Source organism: Amycolatopsis sp. NPDC006125 (genome assembly GCF_040614195.1).
Taxonomy (GTDB): domain Bacteria; phylum Actinomycetota; class Actinomycetes; order Mycobacteriales; family Pseudonocardiaceae; genus Amycolatopsis_E; species Amycolatopsis_E tucumanensis.
On the sequence record NZ_JBEXTZ010000007.1, the window covers coordinates 1 to 14,702 of the forward strand.

At 73.6% G+C, this 14,702-nt stretch carries 15 protein-coding genes and 1 pseudogene; 9 read left to right on the top strand and 7 right to left on the bottom strand.

Annotated elements, in window-relative coordinates:
- A pseudogene (locus tag ABZ193_RS05535) lies at nucleotides 1–344 on the bottom strand (haloacid dehalogenase type II); the annotation flags it as partial.
- Nucleotides 341–922 (bottom strand): XRE family transcriptional regulator, encoded by a 582-nt coding sequence (locus ABZ193_RS05540; protein ID WP_020418007.1) that lies wholly within the window; start codon nucleotides 920–922, stop codon nucleotides 341–343. The gene ABZ193_RS05540 and the pseudogene ABZ193_RS05535, both read right to left, overlap by 4 nt.
- 125 nt (nucleotides 923–1,047) lie before the next feature.
- Between ABZ193_RS05540 and glmS the strand changes: the two genes are divergently transcribed.
- The 6 genes from glmS (at nucleotide 1,048) to ABZ193_RS05570 (ending at nucleotide 7,033) form a co-directional block, all read left to right on the top strand.
- Nucleotides 1,048–2,859: a glutamine--fructose-6-phosphate transaminase (isomerizing) gene (gene glmS, locus ABZ193_RS05545; protein WP_354709029.1), complete on the top strand. Its 1,812-nt coding sequence runs from the start codon at nucleotides 1,048–1,050 to the stop codon at nucleotides 2,857–2,859.
- A gap of 24 nt (nucleotides 2,860–2,883) precedes the next feature.
- A complete protein-coding gene (locus ABZ193_RS05550; RefSeq protein ID WP_020418005.1) occupies nucleotides 2,884–3,423 on the top strand; it encodes a PadR family transcriptional regulator in 540 nt (179 codons plus the stop codon).
- A 2-nt stretch (nucleotides 3,424–3,425) separates the two neighbouring features.
- Complete coding sequence (locus tag ABZ193_RS05555; protein ID WP_020418004.1) at nucleotides 3,426–4,043, top strand: GyrI-like domain-containing protein; 618 nt, start codon at nucleotides 3,426–3,428, stop codon at nucleotides 4,041–4,043.
- A gap of 136 nt (nucleotides 4,044–4,179) precedes the next feature.
- A complete protein-coding gene (locus tag ABZ193_RS05560; protein ID WP_354709030.1) occupies nucleotides 4,180–5,067 on the top strand; it encodes a universal stress protein in 888 nt (295 codons plus the stop codon).
- A gap of 79 nt (nucleotides 5,068–5,146) precedes the next feature.
- Entirely contained in the window at nucleotides 5,147–6,673 is a 1,527-nt protein-coding gene (locus tag ABZ193_RS05565; protein ID WP_051123520.1) for an aldehyde dehydrogenase family protein, read from the top strand.
- A gap of 66 nt (nucleotides 6,674–6,739) precedes the next feature.
- On the top strand, nucleotides 6,740–7,033 hold the full coding sequence (locus tag ABZ193_RS05570; RefSeq protein WP_354709031.1) for an antibiotic biosynthesis monooxygenase family protein: 294 nt from the start codon (nucleotides 6,740–6,742) through the stop codon (nucleotides 7,031–7,033).
- A gap of 10 nt (nucleotides 7,034–7,043) precedes the next feature.
- Here the strand turns inward: ABZ193_RS05570 and ABZ193_RS05575 are convergent, their stop codons facing one another.
- On the bottom strand, nucleotides 7,044–8,699 hold the full coding sequence (locus tag ABZ193_RS05575) for a DUF885 domain-containing protein (protein WP_354709032.1): 1,656 nt from the start codon (nucleotides 8,697–8,699) through the stop codon (nucleotides 7,044–7,046).
- A gap of 59 nt (nucleotides 8,700–8,758) precedes the next feature.
- Here ABZ193_RS05575 and ABZ193_RS05580 point away from each other — a divergent pair, with 59 nt between their 5' ends.
- The gene (locus ABZ193_RS05580) at nucleotides 8,759–10,822 is read left to right on the top strand and encodes an NAD(+) synthase (protein ID WP_237334812.1); all 2,064 of its coding nucleotides are present in this window, start codon (nucleotides 8,759–8,761) and stop codon (nucleotides 10,820–10,822) included.
- A gap of 66 nt (nucleotides 10,823–10,888) precedes the next feature.
- Here ABZ193_RS05580 and ABZ193_RS05585 read toward each other — a convergent pair whose 3' ends face one another.
- Nucleotides 10,889–11,158 (bottom strand): dsRBD fold-containing protein, encoded by a 270-nt coding sequence (locus ABZ193_RS05585; RefSeq protein WP_020417998.1) that lies wholly within the window; start codon nucleotides 11,156–11,158, stop codon nucleotides 10,889–10,891.
- 68 nt (nucleotides 11,159–11,226) lie between these two features.
- The gene (locus ABZ193_RS05590; protein WP_237334813.1) at nucleotides 11,227–11,949 is read right to left on the bottom strand and encodes a CPBP family intramembrane glutamic endopeptidase; all 723 of its coding nucleotides are present in this window, start codon (nucleotides 11,947–11,949) and stop codon (nucleotides 11,227–11,229) included.
- Between the two features lie 152 nt (nucleotides 11,950–12,101).
- Here ABZ193_RS05590 and ABZ193_RS05595 point away from each other — a divergent pair, with 152 nt between their 5' ends.
- Both ABZ193_RS05595 and ABZ193_RS05600 read left to right on the top strand, forming a co-directional pair.
- Entirely contained in the window at nucleotides 12,102–12,692 is a 591-nt protein-coding gene (locus ABZ193_RS05595; protein WP_354709034.1) for a hypothetical protein, read from the top strand.
- Nucleotides 12,689–12,865: a hypothetical protein gene (locus ABZ193_RS05600; RefSeq protein ID WP_354709035.1), complete on the top strand. Its 177-nt coding sequence runs from the start codon at nucleotides 12,689–12,691 to the stop codon at nucleotides 12,863–12,865. The genes ABZ193_RS05595 and ABZ193_RS05600 overlap by 4 nt, the downstream gene beginning before the upstream one ends.
- A 30-nt stretch (nucleotides 12,866–12,895) precedes the next feature.
- On the opposite strand, the gene ABZ193_RS05605 is transcribed toward ABZ193_RS05600, so the two are convergent.
- Nucleotides 12,896–13,549, bottom strand: coding sequence for a response regulator transcription factor (locus tag ABZ193_RS05605; protein WP_354709036.1), 654 nt, complete (start codon nucleotides 13,547–13,549; stop codon nucleotides 12,896–12,898).
- Nucleotides 13,550–13,656: 107 nt separating this feature from the next.
- The gene (locus ABZ193_RS05610; protein ID WP_354709038.1) at nucleotides 13,657–14,655 is read right to left on the bottom strand and encodes a zinc-binding alcohol dehydrogenase family protein; all 999 of its coding nucleotides are present in this window, start codon (nucleotides 14,653–14,655) and stop codon (nucleotides 13,657–13,659) included.
- Nucleotides 14,656–14,702 lie beyond the last annotated feature (47 nt).

Consider the following 14,702-nt stretch of genomic DNA (forward strand, 5'->3'; position numbering starts at 1 on the left):
CCCGCCGCGGCGTCCGGCCACGCGGGCAGCCGGTGCCAGGCGCGCACCAGCCGGCGCCGGGCGTCTTCGCCGAGGGACACGCCGTGCTCGTCGAGCAGCGCGTCCAGCGACTCGCGGTGCAGCGTGTCCAGGACGGCCCACTCCCGTGAGCCGTCCTGCACGCGGCGCATCGAGGGCAGGTACCTGTCCCGCCACGCGGAGGTGAACTCGCCCGCGTCCACGTCGATCCCGGCCTCGGCGAAGACCGGCGCGACCTGGTCGCGCACGCTGCTGTACCAGTCGACGGTGGTGCCGAAGATGTCGCACGCGATCACCCGGATCGCGCCGGCGTCGAAGCCGCTCATGACTCGCCTTTCGGTCGTGCCCGGACGTGCAGCCGTTCCCCCTGCGGGCCGAACAGGCTGAGGATCTCGGCAGGCTCCGGGCCGGGGTTGCCGAACCAGTGCGGCGTGCGGGTGTCGAACTCCGCGGCCTCGCCGGGCGTCAGGATCACGTCGTGGTCGCCGAGGACGAGCCGCAGCCGCCCGGAGAGCACGTACATCCACTCGTAGCCCTCGTGCACCTTCTGCTCGGGCTCGCGCGAGGGCTTCCCGGGCGGGTAGATCATCTTGAACGCCTGCAGCCCGCCCGGCCGCCGGGTCAGCGGCACGATCGTCACGCCGAACCGCACGACCGGCTTGGCGTGCACCCGCGGATCCCCGGTCTCCGGCGCGCCGACCAGCTCGTCGAGGGTGACCTGGTGGACGCGGGCCAGCGGCAGCAGCAGCTCCAGCGTCGGCTTCCGCCCGCCGGACTCCAGCCGCGACAGCGTGCTCACCGAGATCCCGGTCGCCTCGGCCAGCTGCGCCAGCGTGACGCGCCGCTGCTTGCGCAGCGCCCGCAGCCGCGGCCCGACCGCGCCGAACAAGTCCTCGTCGCTCATGCCGCCATCCTGCCGCAGCGGAAAACGGACCCGGGCACGACGCGCCCGCCGCGGGAACCCCGGTAACGGCGGTCGCCGGACGGGCGACTTCGACAGCATCCCGGCCGCGGAAGGGAAGGCGCGCCATGTGCGGAATCGTGGGTTACCTGGGCCGTCGGCCCGCGTTGCCGATCCTGCTGGAAGGCCTGCGGCGGCTGGAATACCGCGGCTACGACTCGGCAGGCGTCGCGCTCGCCAGGGACGGCAGGCTGCTGGTGCGCAAGGCGGCCGTGCGCGTGGCGGAGCTGACCCGGCTCACCGCGAACCTGGCCGGCAGCACCACCGGCATCGCGCACACCCGGTGGGCCACGCACGGCCCCGCGACCGCGACGAACGCCCACCCGCACACCGACGCCGGACGGCGGATCGCGGTGGTGCACAACGGGATCATCGAGAACGCGACCGCGTTGCGCACCGCGCTGAGCGCCTCCGGGGTGCGGCTGGTGTCCGACACCGACAGCGAGGTCCTCGCCCACCTGATCGCCGCCGCGGCCGAACGCGGCGGCACGCTCACCGAAGCGGTGCGCACGGCGCTGGCCGACGTCGAGGGCACCTACGGGCTCCTCGTGCTCGACGCCGAGCGCCCGGACGTGCTGGTCGCCGCCCGGCACGGCAGCCCGCTCGTGCTCGGGCTCGGCGACCACGAGATGTACGTGGCCTCCGACCTGGCCGCGCTGGTCCGGCACACCCAGCAGGTCGTCTACCTCGAGGACGGCGAGCTGGCCACGATCCGCGCGGACGGGTTCGAGACCAGCAGCGGCGCCGACCGGCAGCCCACGGTCGTGGAGGAGGTGCCGGGGGACTACGAGCTGGGTGGGTTCCCGGACTACATGGCGAAGGAGATCGCGGAGCAGCCCGAGGCGGCGCAGCGGGTGCTGCGCGGCCGGCTCGACGAGCGGCTGGGCACCGCGCGTCTGGACGGCCTCCGGTTCACCGCCCGCGAGCTGCGCGGCATCCGGCGGGTCAAGTTCCTCGGCTGCGGATCGGCCTACTACGCGGGGCAGGTGGGCGCTGGGCTCGTCGAGGAGCTGGCGCGGGTGCCCGCCGACGCGGAACCGGCCGCCGAGTTCCGCTACCGCAACCCGGTGGTGGACCCGGACTGCCTCTACGTCGCGGTGAGCCAGTCCGGCGAGACCGCCGACACCCTCGCCACGGTGGAGGAGCTGCAGCGCAAGGGCGGACGGGTGGTCGGCGCGGTCAACGTCGTGGGCTCGGCGATCGCGCGCGAGTGCGACAGCGGCGTGTTCCTGCACGCCGGGCCGGAGATCTCGGTGGCCTCGACGAAGGCGTTCACGAACATGGCCGTGGCGTTCGCGCTGCTCGCCCTCACGCTGGGGCGGGTCCGCGACCTCTCGCTGGCCGAGGGCAGGCGGATCGCGGGGGCGCTGGCGGAGCTGCCGGAGCGGATCGGGGAAGTGCTCGCGGAGTCCGACCGGATCGCGTCGCTGGCCGGCCGGTTCGCCGACGCCGAGCACGTGTTCTTCCTGGGCCGGGTGCGCGGCTGGCCGGTGGCGCGGGAGGGCGCCCAGAAGCTGAAGGAGATCTCCTACGTGCACGCGGAGGCCTACCAGGCCTCGGAGCTCAAGCACGGCCCGCTGGCGCTGGTGGACCCCGCGATGCCGAGCGTGGTGCTGATCCCGGACGACGAGCTGGCCGCGAAGAACCTCGGCACGATCGAGCAGGTGAAGGCGCGCGGCGGCCCGGTCGTCGCGGTCACCACGACCGGACTGGCGGTGCCCGGCGCCGACGACGTGGTCCGGATCCCCTCCGCCGGCCCGGAGCTGGACCCGGTCCTGCTCACGATTCCGCTCCAGCTGCTGGCCTACCACACCGCGCGCAAGCTCGGCCGGGACATCGACAAGCCACGCAACCTCGCCAAGAGCGTCACCGTGGAGTAGTTGTTCTAGTGCTAGAGTAACCGCATGCCCGCACTGACCCCGGCCGAGCTGACACTGCTCGGCCTGCTCGTCGAGCGGCCCCGGCACGGCTACGAGCTGGACGAGGTCATCACCGCCCGCGGCATGCGGGAGTGGACCGAGATCGGGTTCAGCTCGATCTACTACCTGCTGGGGCGTCTGCGTGACCGCGGGCTGATCACCGAGGTCGCGAGCGCGGGCACCGGACGGGCCAAGGCACGCAAGGTGTTCGGGCCGACGCCGGAGGGCCGCCGGGTCTGCGCGGCCGAGGCGGAGGCGGCCGTCGCCGAGCTGCGGCCGGTGTTCCCGCCGGTCCTGGTCGGACTGGCCAGCCAGCCGCTCATCCCGCCGGAGCGTCTGCGCGAGGCGCTGGCCGCGCGCGCCGCCGCGCTGGACGAACGCCTCGGCACCCTCCGCCGCGCCGCCGACGCCCAATCGGACGCGCCGGCTTTCGTCCGGGCGATCTTCGGCTTCTCGCTCCACCAGCTCGCCGCCGAGCAGCGGTGGCTGACCGAATACCGCGCCACACTCGAAGGGGACGCCTGACGATGCCCGGCTACGACCCGAAACGGGAGCTCAAGGCGCTGTACGCGCCGAAGAACACCGACTGGGCGTTCGTCGACGTGCCCGAGCAGCGGTTCATCGCGATCGACGGCAGCGGCGACCCGAACACCTCGCCGGAGTACGCGCGGGCGGTCCAGGCGCTGTACGCGGTGGCCTACACGATCAAGTTCGCCGTCCGCCGCGCCGGGGGCGAGGAGTTCGTGGTGGGGCCGCTGGAAGGGCTGTGGTGGGCCGACGACTACGGCGTGTTCACCCGGCGCGAGAAGGACGCCTGGCACTGGACGATGCTGATCAGCCAGCCGCCCTGGGTGGGCGAGGAGCTGGTGGAGCAGGCGCGGCAGGACGCGCTCGCCAAGAAGCAGCTGCCCGCGATCGGCGGAGTTCGCTTCCACACGCTGCACGAGGGGCGCTGCGCCCAGCTGCTGCACATCGGGCCGTACGACGACGAGGGCCCGGCGCTGGCGCGGCTCGGCGACCACCTCGCCGCGCACGGGCTGCGGCACTCCGGTCTGCACCACGAGATCTACCTCGGCGACCCGCGCCGGGCCGCGCCGGAGAAGCTGCGGACGGTCCTGCGCCAGCCCGTGGCGCCCAGCGCCTGAGGCCCACCGCCTGAGGCGGGGACTTTCGCGGGGTCTTCGGCCTCGCCGACCGAGGACCAAGTGCCCTTCGCCCCGTGGCCGCGGGCCGGGAAGCTGGGTGTGCGGCGATCGGCCCGCCCGGGACAGGGAGAAGACCATGGATTTCGCAGGCGCCGGCAACAGCGTGGTGGTGGGCGTGGACGGCTCGCCCGGTTCACAGCGGGCCGTCGGGTGGGGCGCGCGCGAGGCGTCGCGGATGGCTCTGCCCCTGATCCTGGTGCACGGCTTCGGGATCCCGGACGCGTTCGCCGGCGAGGCGTTCCCGCCGGGGGACTGGCTGTCGGCGCACGAGCTGCACGCGGAGCGGCTGCTGGCCGGAGCGCGGCGGCAGGCCTGGCGGATCGACCCGGACCTCCCAGTGACGGTCGAGGCGAGCCTGGACGGCCCGATCCCGTTGCTGGTCAAGAAATCCGACGCGGCGCGGATGCTGGTGCTCGGATCGGCCGGGCGGAGCGCGCTGCGCGACCTGCTGATCGGGTCGACCGCGCTGGCGCTGGCCGTGCACGGGCACTCGCCGATCACCGTGGTCCGGGGCGGGGAACCCGCGGACGACGCGCCGGTGGTCGTCGGCGTCGACGGGTACGCGCCTGCCGAGCCCGCGATCGGCCTGGCCTTCGAGGAAGCCGCCGCGCGGGACGTGGAACTGGTGGCCGTGCACGTGTGGAACGACTTCGACCTGGCCGAGGCGTTCGGGTTCGTGCGGGACCCCTTCGGCACGGCGCCGCGCGAGGACGCCGAGCGCGAGGTGCTGGACCGGTCGCTGGCGCCGTGGCGGGTCAAGTACCCGGAGGTGACCGTGCGGGCCGTGGCCGAGCGCGATCAGCCCCGCACGCGGCTGCTGGACTGGAGCGCGCGGGCGCAGCTGCTCGTGGCGGGCAGCCGGGGCCGCGGCGGATTCCGCGGCATGCTGCTCGGGTCCACGGCGCAGGCGCTGATCCACCACTCCGAATGCCCTGTGCTGATCGCCCGTTCGCCACTGGATTAGGGACCTTCGCCCCTTTTCCCCGGCAACGCGCACCGCGTTCGCTGGGTGGGACCGTCGCGCACGGTGAGGAGTTTCGGAAATGAGATACGTGCCTCCCGGGTTGCCTGGCAGTTCCGTTCCCGTGCTGCCTCGCTATGACAATTTCATCGGGGGGAAATGGCTGGCCCCGACCGAGGGCCGGTACCGGCCGGTGATCAGCCCGGCGACCGCGCGCACGATCTGCGAAACCGCCGACTCCAGCGCCGCCGACCTGGAGCTGGCGCTCGACGCCGCGCACGTCGCGCGCGACACCTGGGGCGAGTGCACGCACACCCGCCGGGCCGCGATCCTCACCGCCGCGGCGGACGCGATCGAAGACAACGCCGAGATGCTGGCGGTATGTGAAAGCTGGGAGACCGGGCGCCCGATTCGCGAGGCCCTTGGCGTCGACATTCCGCTCGCCGCCGACCATTTCCGCTATTTCGCCGACGTCGTGCGCGGTGAGGAGGGGATCGTCTCCGGAATCGACGACGACGTGCTGGCGTATCAGTTCCGGGAACCGCTCGGCGTGGTCGCCCAGTTCCTTCCGGTGCATTTCCCGGTGCTCGTCGCGGCGTGGAACCTGGCGCCCGCGCTGGCCGCGGGCAACTGCTCGGTCCTCAAGCCGGCCTCGGACGCGTCGTGGTCGGTGCTGAAGCTGGCCGAGGTGATCGGCGAGGTGATCCCGCCGGGCGTGTTCAACATCGTCACCGGCCGGGGCGAGGGCGTCGGCCGCGATCTGGCGAGCAGCCGCCGGATCGCGAAGGTCGTGTTCAGCGGCGAAACCGCCACCGGGCGGCGGATCCTGTCCTGCGCGGCGCCGAACCTGGTGCCGGTGTGGCTGGACGTGGGAGCCCGCTCGCCCAACGTGTTCTTCGCCGACGTGCTGGCCGACGAGGACGGTTTCCTCGACCGCGCGGTGGACGCGATGGTGCGGTCCGCCTCCGACGAGGGACTGGTGTGCACCTGCCCGTCGCGGGCGCTGGTCCAGGAGCCGGTCTACGACGAGTTCGTGGGGCGGGCCCTGGAGCGGATCGCCGAGCTGGTGGTCGACGACCCGCTGGACACCGCCACCCGCGTCGGCCCGCGGGGCGGCCCCGAGCAGCTCGCCCGGTTGGAGTCCTGTGTGGACACCGGGCGGAGCGAGGGCGCGACCGTCCTGATCGGCGGGCACCGGGTGACCGTGGGCGACGAGTTCACCGACGGCTACTTCTACGCCCCGACGGTGCTGCAGGGCCACAACCGGATGCGCGTGTTCCGGGAGGACCTGTTCGGGCCGGTGCTGGCGGTCACCTCGTTCACCGACGAGGAGCAGGCGATCGCGATCGCCAACGACTCGCGCAACGGGCCCGGCGCCGGGGTGTGGACCCGCGACGGCGACCGCGCCTACCGCGTCGGGCGCGCGGTCAAGGCCAGCCGGGTCTGGACCAACTGCTACCACAACTACTCGTCAGCGGCGACCTACGCCTGCACCCCGGCGACCGGGGTGGGCCGGGAGTCCCACCGGCTGGTGCTGGACCAGTACAGCCAGATGAAGAGCCTCGTGGTCAGCCACAGCCGCCGGTACTCCGGGCCGCTCGCCGGCTGAACAGCCTGTCCTCGGGGGAGGATCCCGTTCGTCGGTGGGGAAAGGACCGGCGGACAGGAGAATCCCATGCCGATCATCATCGCCGGGCACGTGGCCGTGGCGGCCGACAAGCGCGACACCTACGTCGCGGCCCACGCCGATCTGGTGCGGCGGGCGCGCGAAACCCCCGGCTGCCTCGATTTCGCCATCTCCGCCGACCCGCTCGACCCCGGGCGCGTCAACACCTTCGAGCGGTGGGAGTCCCGCGAGGACCTCGACGCGTGGCGCCGGGTCGCCAGGGCGCGGCGCACCGGCATCCGGATCCGCGGCGGGCGGGTCGCGGAGTACCCGGTCGAGGCCGAGGTGCCGGTGTTCGGGTGAGCGCCGCTCGTCAGAGCGCGGCCAGCTCCGGCTCCAGGTCGTCCAGGCCGAGCGTGCCCACCGACAGCGCCGCCATGTGCCAGGCCTTCAGCTCGAACCGCGGGTTGCGGGCCCTGGCCGCCGCGCGCCCGGCCAGCCAGGCGCGCTCGCCGAGCTTGTAGCTGATCGCCTGGCCCGGCACGCCCAGGTACCGCACGATCTCGCTGTCCAGGAACGCGGACTCACGCGTGGTGTGAGCGCCGAAGAACGCGCGGCCGGTCTCGGCGGTCCAGCGCAGGCCGGGGCCGAGCCCGGCCTCCTCCGGCACCGGCAGCCCCAGGTGCATGCCGATGTCGACGATCACGCGGATGATCCGCATCATCTGCGAGTCGAGGTAGCCCAGGCGGGCCGCCGGGTCGTCGAGGTAGCCCAGCTCGTCCATCAGGCGCTCGGCGTAGAGCGCCCAGCCCTCGGTGGTGGCGCTGACCGAACCGGCGCTGGTCTGGAACAGCGACAGCCGCCCGGACAACGTGGTCCAGTGGCCGAACTGCAGGTGGTGGCCCGGCACGGACTCGTGGTACCACGTGCTGATCAGCGTCCACAGTGGAAAGCGGGTCTGCCCGAGCGTGGGCAGCCAGGTGCGGCCGGGCCGGGAGAAGTCCCGCGCGGGCCGCGTGTAGTACGGCGCGGCCGCGCTGCCGGGCGGGGCCAGCCGCGTCTCCAGCACCCGTACCGGCGGCGCCAGGTCGAAGTGCCTGCCGTCCAGGTCGTCCATCGCGCGCGCCGTGAGGTCGGCCAGCCAGCGGCGGACTTCCTCCGCGCCCTCGACGACCGGGCCCTCCCGGTCCAGGTACGCCATCGCCTCCAGCACCGGCGCGCCGGGCAGCACGCGGCCCGCTTCCGCGCGCATCTGAGCGGCCAGGGCGCGGTACTCCGCCCAGGCCCACTCGGTGGTCGCGGCGAGGTCGAGGTGCGCGCCGGTCCACTGGCGGGCGTGCAGCAGGTAGCGCTCCTCGCCGACGCCGTCGGGGGTCCCCTCGGCGCGCGGCAGGTAGTCGGCGGCGAGGAAGCCGCGCAACCCGGTCAGGGCGTCCTGCGCGGCGGTGCGCGCCCGGTCCAGGTCGGCGCGCAACGCCGGCAGCACATCGGCCCCGGCGGTGAACCCGGCGAACCAGCCCTCCCACGCGTCCAGCTGGGCGATCGCCGTCTCCACCTGCCGCGGCGCGGCGAACAGGCCGCGCCGCACGCCCTCGCGCAGCGACTCGGCGTACCCGGCCAGCGCGCCCGGCACGCGCGCGACCCGGCGGGCGATCACCGCCCAGTCCTCCGCGGAGTCCGTGGGCATCATCAGGAAGGTGTTCCGCAGGCCCTGCAGCGGGCCGAGGATGTTGCGGATCATCCGCAGGTGCTCGCCTGCCGCGCTGACCGCCAGCCCGGTCTCCAGCCGCTCCCGCAGCAGCCGCGCGCAGCGGCGCTCGTCGTCGCCGCCGGGCTCCAGGCCGCGCAGCCGGGCCAGCGTCGCGGTCGCCAGCTCGTCCCGTTCCCGCTGGCCGGCGGGGGAGAGGTCGGTGAGCCGGTCCTCCCCGGGCGCGACGCCGAGCATGGTGCCCAGCTGGGGGTCGGCGGCGCAGGCTTGCGCGACGTGGGAGTCCGCGAGATCACGCACGGCGGTGGTGGGGTCGGGCACGGTCGGAGTCTAGATCTAGGCTCGACGGTGCACGGCACGCACGCGGAAACGGGGACAGTGTGACATCAGCGCAGGCCCACGACTTCACCTCGCTCTACCGGCACGGGTTCGTGCGGGTGGCCTCCGCGGTCCCGGAGCTCCGGGTCGCGGATCCGGAGTTCAACTGCGACGCCACGCTGGCGCTGGCCCGCCGCGCGGCCGCGGACGGGGTCGCGATCACGGTGTTCCCCGAGCTGGGCTTCTCCTCCTACACCGCCGACGACCTGTTCCACCAGAACGCGCTGCAGGCCGCGGTGGACGACGCCGTGGCGCGGTTCGTGCAGGAGTCGGCGGACCTGCCGGGCGTGTTCGCGATCGGCGCGCCGCAGCGGTTCGAGGGGCGGCTGTTCAACTGCGGCATCGTGGTGCACCGCGGCCAGGTCCTGGGCGTGGTGCCCAAGAGCTACCTGCCGGGCTACCGCGAGTTCTACGAGAAGCGCCAGTTCGTGGCGGCCAGGGACGCGGTGTCCGAGCGGGTGCTGGTGGCGGGCCAGGACGTGCCGTTCGGCAGTGACCTGCTGTTCGCCGCGCCGAACGTGCCTGGCCTGGTGTTCCACGTCGAGATCTGCGAGGACGGCTGGGTGCCGGTGACGCCGAGCGGGTTCGGCGCGATGGCGGGCGCCACGGTGCTGCTGAACCTCTCGGCGAGCAACATCGTGATCGGCAAGGCCGGCTACCGGCGCAACCTGTGCACCAACCACTCGGCCCGCTACATCGCCGCGTACCTGTACTCGGCGGCGGGGCCGGGGGAGTCCACGACGGACCTGGCTTGGGACGGGCAGGCGGTGATCGCGGAGAACGGGTCGCTGCTGGCCGAGGGCGAGCGGTTCGAGTCGAACCAGCTGGTGACCGCCGACGTCGACCTGGAGCGGCTGGCCGCCGACCGGCTGCGGATGACCAGCTTCAACGACAACGCGCACGACCACCGGGAGCGGCTCAAGTCCTTCCGCCGCGTGGACTTCGAGCTGGAGCTGCCGCCGGGGCCGGTGCGGCTGCGCCGGGAGATCCAGCGGTTCCCGTACGTCCCGGCGAACACCGCCGACCGCAACGAGCGCTGCCGCGAGGTGCACCACATCCAGGTGCAGGGCCTGACGCAGCGGCTCGCGGCGACCGGGATCGAGAAGGTCGTGATCGGCGTGTCCGGCGGGCTCGACTCGACGCAGGCGCTGATCATCGCCGCGCAGAGCATGGACAAGCTCGGGCTGCCGCGGGAGAACGTGCTGGCCTACACGATGCCCGGGTTCGCCACCACGAACCACACGCTGACCAACGCGCACAAGCTGATGAAGGCGCTGGGCACGTCCGCGCACGAGATCGACATCCGGCCCTCGGCGCGGCAGATGCTGGCCGACCTGGGACACCCGGCCGCCGACGGCTCGCCGGTGTACGACGTGACGTTCGAGAACGTGCAGGCGGGGGAGCGGACGTCGCACCTGTTCCGGCTGGCCAACCACCACGGCGCGCTCGTGGTCGGCACCGGCGACCTGAGCGAGCAGGCGCTGGGCTGGGCGACCTACGGGGTGGGCGACCAGATGTCGCACTACAACGTGAACGCCTCGGTGCCCAAGACGCTGATCCGGTACCTGATCGCGTGGGAGGTGGCGACCGAGCAGCTGGGCGAGGGCGCCGACGAGGTGCTGCGGTCGATTCTGGCCACCGAGATCTCGCCGGAGCTGGTGCCCGGCGACGGGCCGGACTCGGGGCCGTCGCAGAGTTCCGAGGCGAAGGTCGGGCCGTACGAGCTGCAGGACTTCCACCTGTACTACCTGCTGCGGTTCGGCTACCGTCCCAGCCGCATCGCCTACCTGGCGCAGCACGCGTGGGGCGATGTCGACGCCGGGCGGTGGCCGGACCTGGTGCCGGAGTCCGAGCGCAACAGCTACGACCTGCCGACGATCAAGAAGTGGCTGCGCGAGTTCCTGTGGCGGTTCATCCAGACCAGCCAGTTCAAGCGCTCCGCGATGCCCAACGCGCCGAAGGTCGGCTCCGGCGGTTCGCTCTCCCCGCGCGGCGACTGGCGCGCCCCGAGCGACGCCAGCGCGCGGGCCTGGCTCGACGAGCTGGAGGCCAACGTTCCGGGCTGAAGCGTGTTTCGGAAGTGGCTTGCGTGGCGCCGCGGGCAGCCCCGCCTGCGGTCGTCCTCGACAGCGCTAGTTGACGCGCGGCCCGGGGAAGGTGAACTGGGTGTCGATGTCCGAGGCGACCGCCTCGAGCAGTTCCTCGGTGAGGTCGCTCAGGGCCCGCGCGAGGGCCAGCTCCGCCGCGATGCCGGGCAGGTGCAGCCCGCGCGGGCCGTTCTCGACGAGGCCGATGCCGGTGAACCGGGTGCCGTCGGTGCCGCCGAGCCGGACTTCCGCGCGCGTCACACCCCCGATCTCGTCCAGTCCGATGTCCATCTTCCACTGGCCGGGGTGCCGCATGAACGCTCCTAGTTCGACTGGCCCCACTGTCCTCGTCGTCGTGGTCGCCGCCCAAGGGCCGGAAGTCCCTAACCGGCGCGGCCTGCGAACCACGCGAGCACGAGCCCGCCCGAGTTGAGCGCCAGGTGCACCAGCGCGGGGGCCAGCACCCCGCGCCCGGCGTAGCGGAGCGCGCAGAGCGCGACACCGGCCACCGCGGCGCCGAGCATCGCCAGCGCCGACAGGACCGGCAGGGGCAGGGCGCCGACGGCCGCGTCGACGCCCGCGTTGCGGCGCAACGCCAGCGACGGCAGCAGGTGCCACAGCCCGAACAACGCGGACGCGCCGAGGACGGGCCGCCACCGCCAGCGTTCGCCGCCGCCCAGCAAGGCGGGCAGCACGCCGCGGAAGGCGACCTCTTCCACGAGCACGGTGCCGAGCGGGATCCGCACCAGCGCGAGCCACACCAGCTCGGCGGGCGGGTGCTGCCCGACGCGGCCGTCCTGGAACAGCGGCCGCAGCGCCGGCACGGCGAGGGCGACGCCGAAGCCGGCCGCGACGACCAGGCACGCGACGCCCCCGGTGGCCGCCGAACGGCGCCACTGCCGCCGGGACAGGCCGAGCTCGGCGAACCCGCGGCCGGACAGGCGCGCGAGTCCGATGAGGACACCCGCGGTCACCGCCCCGCACAGGGGGTAGGCCCAGCCGGGCAGCACGCGGTTGGCCAGTGTCGTGGCCGCGGCCAGCACCGCGACGGCGCCGAGGACGGCCGTGCGGCGGGTCAGCGGGGGAGCGGTGCCGGTGTCGCGCATCCACCCCAGTCTGCCCGCGCGCCGCCGGTTCCGCGTCCAAGGGACCAACGGCCCTTCACCTCCGGCCGCGCGGACGTCACGCTTGAGCCGGGTGGTGGAAGGACTCGGGACATGTGCGGCGGAACCGGGGCGGTGCGGGCGGGGGCAGGCCGGTGACGCCCGCACCCGAGTCGTGGCCCGCCCGGTTCTGGCGCCTGATCCACCCGGGCGGTCCGCTGGTGCGCCCGTGGGACCGCTGGGAGGCGCGCCTGCTGGTGACGGCGATCCTGCTGGCGGTGGTCGCCGTGCCGGTGGCGGGGGTCCTCGTGTCGGAGGTGTACGTCCGCCACGCCGATTTGGCGCGGGCGCAGCAGGCCGACCGGACCCAGGTGACGGCCGTGGTGCTGGCCGACGCCGGGTCCTTCGTGGCCGGCGGGCCCGCGGTGCAGGTGGCGGAGGTGCCCGCGCTGTGGCGGCTGCCGGACGGGACCGAGCGCAGCGGCCCGGTCAGCGTCCCGGCGGGCACGGACCAGGGCGCGCGGCTGCCGATCTGGGTCGACGGGGCGGGGGAGCCGGTGCCGCCGCCGCTGTCGGCGTTCAACGCGCTGACCATCGCGCTCAGCGTCGGCCTGCTCGGGTGGCTCGGCGTGGTGCTGGTGCTGACGCTCGTCGTGCTGGCGGTGCACCTCGCGCTCGACCGGGTCCGCGCGGCGGCGTGGGCGCGCGAATGGGAGACGCTCGGCCAGGGAAGGAGTGGACGATGAACGACCTGGAGAGCCGGAAGGCGGCGCGGGAGGCGCGGGTGACCGCGGCGTCCCGGACGGGCCGGCACACGACGGAGGAGATGGCGGAGTCGGCGATGCGGCGGTACTTCGCCGAAGAGGCCTACCGGGAGCGCGAGGAGCGGGAGCGCCGGGAACAGCACAAGGGTGTATAACGCCCTATACGGTGCGGCTTTTTCGCGAATTCATTCTTCACCCGTCACCCGCCTGCCCTCCCGCAGCTTCGTCGCAAGGACGGCGGCCTGGGTCCGCCGTTCCAGCCCCAGCTTGGTCAGCAGGCGGGAGACGTAGTTCTTCACGGTCTTCTCCGCGAGGAACATCCGCTCGGCGATCTGGCGGTTGGTCAGGCCTTCGCCGATGAGGCCGAGCAGCGTCCGCTCGCGGTCGCTCAGCGCCACGAGCGGGCCGGTCTCGACGGCGTCCGCGCGCAGCTTCGCCATCAGGGTCGCGGCCGCGCGGGTGTCCAGCAGCGATCGTCCACTGCCGACGTCGCGCACCGCCGAAATGAGCTGCAGCCCCTGGATGTCCTTGATGACGTACCCGCCGGCACCGGCCAGGATCGCGTTGAGCATCGCCTCCTCATCGGTGTAGGAGGTCAGGATCAGCACGTTCAGCTCGGGCAGCCGGGAACGCAGCTCGCGGCACAGCTCGATGCCGTTGCCGTCGGGCAGGCGGACGTCCAGCACCGCCACGTCCGGCCGCAGCGCCAGAATCCGGGACAGCGCCTGCGCGGCGGTGGACGCTTCGCCGACCACTGTCAAAGCCGGATCCGCCTCGAGCAGGTCGGCGACACCGCGGCGCACGACCTCGTGGTCGTCGACGAGGAAGACCTTGATCATTCCGCCATCCCTTCGCCACACGGAACCCTCCCAGGCTACGGAAGCCCGGTCCGTCGCGACACGGCTTAGGTCCCCGATCCCAAGGGACCAAGGTCACCTGACGGACGTCAAGGGACCAGCACCGCCGCGCCGGTGACCCGGTCGGCCGCCAGGTCGGCGAGCGCCTGGTCGGCCTGGTCGAGGCTGTAGGCGGTGGTGACGATCCGCAGGTGGTGCTCGCCGGCGAAGTCCAGGAACTCCCGCGCGTCGCGGCGGGTGTTGGCGGTGACGCTGCGCAGGGTGCGTTCCTGGAACAGGTGGTGCTGGTAGTTCAGGGGCGGGACGTCGGTCAGGTGGATCCCGGCGATCGCGAGGGTGCCGCCGCGGTCCAGCGCCGCCAGCGCGGGCGGGACGAGTTCGCCGGCCGGGGCGAACAGGATCGCCGCGTCGAGCGGTTCCGGCGGCGGGTCGGCGGCGTCGCCCGCGGAGGCCGCGCCCAGGTCGAGGGCGAGTTGCCGGGCCTGGGCGCTGCGGGTCAGGACGTGCACGGTGGCGCCCTCGGCGAGGGCGACCTGGGCCGCCAGGTGGGCGCTGGCGCCGAAGCCGTAGACGCCGAGGCGCCCGTGGTGGGGCAGGTCGGCCCGGCGCAGCGCGCGGTAGCCGATGATGCCGGCGCACAGCAGCGGGGCGAGCTCGGTGACCGAGTAGCCGCCGGGGAGCCGGTGGGCGTAGGCGGCGGGGACGGTGGTGAAGCGGGCGTAGCCGCCGTCGGCGTCCCAGCCGGTGTAGCGGGAGCGCGGGCAGAGGTTCTCCGCGCCGCGGCGGCAGTAAGCGCATTCCCCGCAGGTGCCGCGCAGCCAGGCCGCGCCCACCCGGTCGCCGACCGCGAAGCCGGTGACGTGCGGGCCGAGGGCCGCGACCTCGCCGACGACCTCGTGCCCGGGCACCACCCCGGTGCGGTGCACCGGCAGGTCCCCCTCGACGACGTGCAGATCGGTGCGGCACACCCCGCACGCGAGCACGCGCAACAGCAGTTCGCGGTCACCGACGTCGGGCACCGGTTCGTTGCGGAGTTCGAACTTGCGGGTGCCCGGAGGCCCGGGCCGGAACACTCGCCAGGCGTGCATGATCCCAGCCTCGCCGAGCCAGGGGCGGCCGGTAAGGGCCGAAGGAC

Bases quoted from the DNA above. Each gene is read 5' to 3' on its own strand.
- ABZ193_RS05540 (WP_020418007.1), bottom strand. From the start codon at position 922: ATGAGCGACGAGGACTTGTTCGGCGCGGTCGGGCCGCGGCTGCGGGCG.
- glmS (WP_354709029.1), top strand. From the start codon at position 1,048: ATGTGCGGAATCGTGGGTTACCTGGGCCGTCGGCCCGCGTTGCCGATC.
- ABZ193_RS05550 (WP_020418005.1), top strand. From the start codon at position 2,884: ATGCCCGCACTGACCCCGGCCGAGCTGACACTGCTCGGCCTGCTCGTC.
- ABZ193_RS05555 (WP_020418004.1), top strand. From the start codon at position 3,426: ATGCCCGGCTACGACCCGAAACGGGAGCTCAAGGCGCTGTACGCGCCG.
- ABZ193_RS05560 (WP_354709030.1), top strand. From the start codon at position 4,180: ATGGATTTCGCAGGCGCCGGCAACAGCGTGGTGGTGGGCGTGGACGGC.
- ABZ193_RS05565 (WP_051123520.1), top strand. From the start codon at position 5,147: ATGAGATACGTGCCTCCCGGGTTGCCTGGCAGTTCCGTTCCCGTGCTG.
- ABZ193_RS05570 (WP_354709031.1), top strand. From the start codon at position 6,740: ATGCCGATCATCATCGCCGGGCACGTGGCCGTGGCGGCCGACAAGCGC.
- ABZ193_RS05585 (WP_020417998.1), bottom strand. From the start codon at position 11,158: ATGCGGCACCCCGGCCAGTGGAAGATGGACATCGGACTGGACGAGATC.
- ABZ193_RS05590 (WP_237334813.1), bottom strand. From the start codon at position 11,949: ATGCGCGACACCGGCACCGCTCCCCCGCTGACCCGCCGCACGGCCGTC.
- ABZ193_RS05600 (WP_354709035.1), top strand. From the start codon at position 12,689: ATGAACGACCTGGAGAGCCGGAAGGCGGCGCGGGAGGCGCGGGTGACC.
- ABZ193_RS05605 (WP_354709036.1), bottom strand. From the start codon at position 13,549: ATGATCAAGGTCTTCCTCGTCGACGACCACGAGGTCGTGCGCCGCGGT.
- ABZ193_RS05610 (WP_354709038.1), bottom strand. From the start codon at position 14,655: ATGCACGCCTGGCGAGTGTTCCGGCCCGGGCCTCCGGGCACCCGCAAG.